General features: G+C 50.9%; 4 protein-coding genes. 3 read left to right on the top strand and 1 reads right to left on the bottom strand.

What is annotated here, in order from left to right; translation table 11 throughout:
- Positions 1–233 precede the first annotated feature (233 nt).
- Positions 234–362, bottom strand: a complete 129-nt coding sequence (locus tag HY29_RS19970) for a SlyX family protein (RefSeq protein WP_422119938.1) — start codon at positions 360–362, stop codon at positions 234–236.
- Between the two features lie 298 nt (positions 363–660).
- Here HY29_RS19970 and HY29_RS16120 point away from each other — a divergent pair, with 298 nt between their 5' ends.
- From HY29_RS16120 to HY29_RS19020, 3 genes are read left to right on the top strand one after another with little or no spacing between them, the layout of a single operon-like run.
- Positions 661–1,029: a hypothetical protein gene (locus HY29_RS16120; protein ID WP_034798861.1), complete on the top strand. Its 369-nt coding sequence runs from the start codon at positions 661–663 to the stop codon at positions 1,027–1,029.
- Between the two features lie 17 nt (positions 1,030–1,046).
- The gene (locus HY29_RS19025) at positions 1,047–1,550 is read left to right on the top strand and encodes an ImmA/IrrE family metallo-endopeptidase (protein ID WP_034798858.1); all 504 of its coding nucleotides are present in this window, start codon (positions 1,047–1,049) and stop codon (positions 1,548–1,550) included.
- 5 nt (positions 1,551–1,555) lie between these two features.
- On the top strand, positions 1,556–2,629 hold the full coding sequence (locus tag HY29_RS19020; protein WP_081811460.1) for a beta family protein: 1,074 nt from the start codon (positions 1,556–1,558) through the stop codon (positions 2,627–2,629).
- The last annotated feature ends 151 nt before the right edge of the window (positions 2,630–2,780 follow it).

The raw sequence follows: 2,780 nt of genomic DNA, 5'->3' as shown, positions 1-2,780 counted from the left end.
ACCCCGGCCTGCGCCGGGGTGAGCGGAAGAGAGGAAAGTTAAGTTCGCTGTCATCCCGGAATTTGCGTCAGCAAATATCCGGGACCCAGTTCAGACTTGCGCCCCCGCATCTGGGTCCCGGATAAACGCGCAGCGTTTTCCGGGATGACAAAGAGCCATGCGGAGCATCCCTGTGCTGGCGTTTCCACAGATTGAGCGGGGAAGGGGGCTCTACCAACCGCCGGCCTGCTTGCCTAGTAATGCGGCGGGGGCCGGTCCACGGGGGCGGCCTGGCCGGCGGACTGTTCGGCATCCGCGACACGCTCGGCAAGGCGCTCGACGCGGCGCTCCAGCCGCTCGATCAGCTTCCACTGCGCCGTGATGGCCGCGTTGAGGTAATGGGGTGAGGCAATGGGGCGGCTCTCTTCTCCGCCGCATTCCCTTCACCCTTATATTCAGCATAGTGACGCGACTGAGACTGTTGGGGCGTGGGTTTAGCTGGTGACGGGTGCATTGTTGTTTGCGGTGTTAGTGAACTAAGGGTTTTTATTACCCGAAAATCTACTCTGCTTGTTCGTTAGTTTCGCTGCCGTATTGAATGGTTAACGTGCTATAAATAAGAATCACTCTTGAGAAGGAAAGCCTTTAGGCTTATGTTCTTGGTATGTTCCGGAGGTGGCCTTGAAGCTGACGTGGCGAACAGGAGTTGGAGTTTTTATCGTCTTCGTTGCGTGCATCGGAGGCGCGGTTATCGGAAGCGTCGTTACTACAAAATTCGGCGCGATGGCCGAAGATATAACTTACATCGATTTCATATCTCTGATGCTGACCGCGATTTCATTGCTTATGACTTTGCTGGCATTTTTTATTGCTATCCTAGGTATCATCGGGTGGAACGCCATATCCCGAGGGGTTAGAGTGCGTGTCGAGGATTTTCTGAGTGATGGGTTTAAGGACGGCAATGAGCTAAGGCTGATGATTGATGAATATGTCCAGAAATCTATGTTCGAGGGAGTGAATACCATCGACACTTCTCTCGATGATGAATAATGATTGGAAACCGGTAGATGAGCGAACATTTATTCAAAAGGATACGCCCACTAGAAGCGGAAATCGTCCAAGAGGCAATAAGGCAACGACCAGTGAAAGTTGGTGCTCTTGCACAAAGTCTAGGTCTGAGGGTCACGCGCTCCTCTGGGCTTAAACCAACTATTTCGGGACTGATCCGGCCAGCGTCTGACACACCTTCAGGGTATGAGATTTTGGTCAATAAATACGAAGTTCCCGAGAGGCAAAGGTTCACCGTCGCGCATGAAATTAGTCACTATCTTCTGCATAGGGATGATATAGGTGCCGGCGTAGTCGATAGCGTGATGTATCGTTCGAGCTTGAGTTCTCGGAAAGAGACAGAAGCCAATCAGCTGGCTGCGGCAATCATCATGCCTGCGGCCGCAGTAACTAGAGAAATGAATGAGCTAGGAAGCCCAGAGGATGCCGCGGTTGTGCAAGAGCTTGCTGAGCTCTTTAGAGTGTCCGTGCCTGCAATGAAAATACGCTTGGGAGTAGCTTGATCTAGATGTTGGAGACTAGCACATACTCTCCGATATTGCTCTCTCGTGTAGCGGAGATGAAGGCGCTTTTTTATCTTCCTGCCCCTCTGAAGAATCAAATGTTCCCCATCATCGCTGCGAGGCCTTGGCCGAATGCGAAGCACTTACTAAGAACGTGGGATAAAATTGACGAGGCGTTTAATGATCGTAGGTTCGGACTGGACCTTGACCGATCGCGATTTGGTCATCCAAATCGTTACCCGGCTGGTGAGGAGTTTGATGCGCTTTTCGATCCGTCAAATGGATTTGAGAATTATTATAGCCAAGTCGATGCAATTCCTTTCGCTATCCCTGTACTTCGTAATGATGATCGTGCGTCAGAGTCTGAACTTGATGCTGAGATCCGGCGAGTAAGGGATATGGACCGGGGTCTTGTGCTTCGGTGCCAATTGAATCACACGCAAAACCCTCTCTCGCTGGTTCGCAGGGTGTCTGCAAGAGTAGAGGACTTCGTCCTTGTCGTTGACGCTGGTTGGTCTACCGACTTGCTTCAGAACGAATTATGGGCTTCGGAATTCTTGAATTTGGTGAATGAGTTGAACCCTGCAGACAATCAGCAACATATTGAGCTGGTCGTTGCAGGAAGTAGTTTTCCGGAATCCTTCTCAAAAATCGGCAGCCGAGGTGAGATTCAAGCGCAGGAAAGAATTCTTTATAATGAATTAGTCGGGCGGTTTAACCGGCTTGACGTTAAATATGGAGATTGGGCTAGTGGCAGGCCGTCATTCGACCCCAAGCCCATGACTCCAGTGCCCAGAATTGATTTTCCGCTTTCAAGAGAATGGGTGTGCTTCCGGAAAGTTGAGGATGAGGAATACGCTGATATTGCACGCCGTGTTGTCTCTGATGCGAGTTGGAGCGACGCGTTGAACATCTGGGGCACGTACACTATCGAAGCAACGGCTAATGACTTGCCTGGTATGATCCGTTCACCCCATACGGCGACCGCAGTTCGAATGAATATCCATATGTTCAGGCAGGCGAGCTACGATGCAACTGAGTTCACAGGCGATTCTGATGAGCCATTTGTCGACGAATAGATATTGCCTCAATCAATTGGCTCGCACTTCACGCCAGATTCCGAGAGATAAATCTCCGCGACCTAGTCCATAAACTCGCGGCTCTTCTCTTCCATACCACTGCGTACTTCGGCAGTGATTTTCATGCTGCAGAATTTGGGGCCGCACATGG

It is taken from the genome of Hyphomonas beringensis, from assembly GCF_000682755.1.
Taxonomy (GTDB): Bacteria; Pseudomonadota; Alphaproteobacteria; order Caulobacterales; family Hyphomonadaceae; genus Hyphomonas; species Hyphomonas beringensis.
This window is presented reverse-complemented; position numbering and strand designations above follow the sequence as displayed.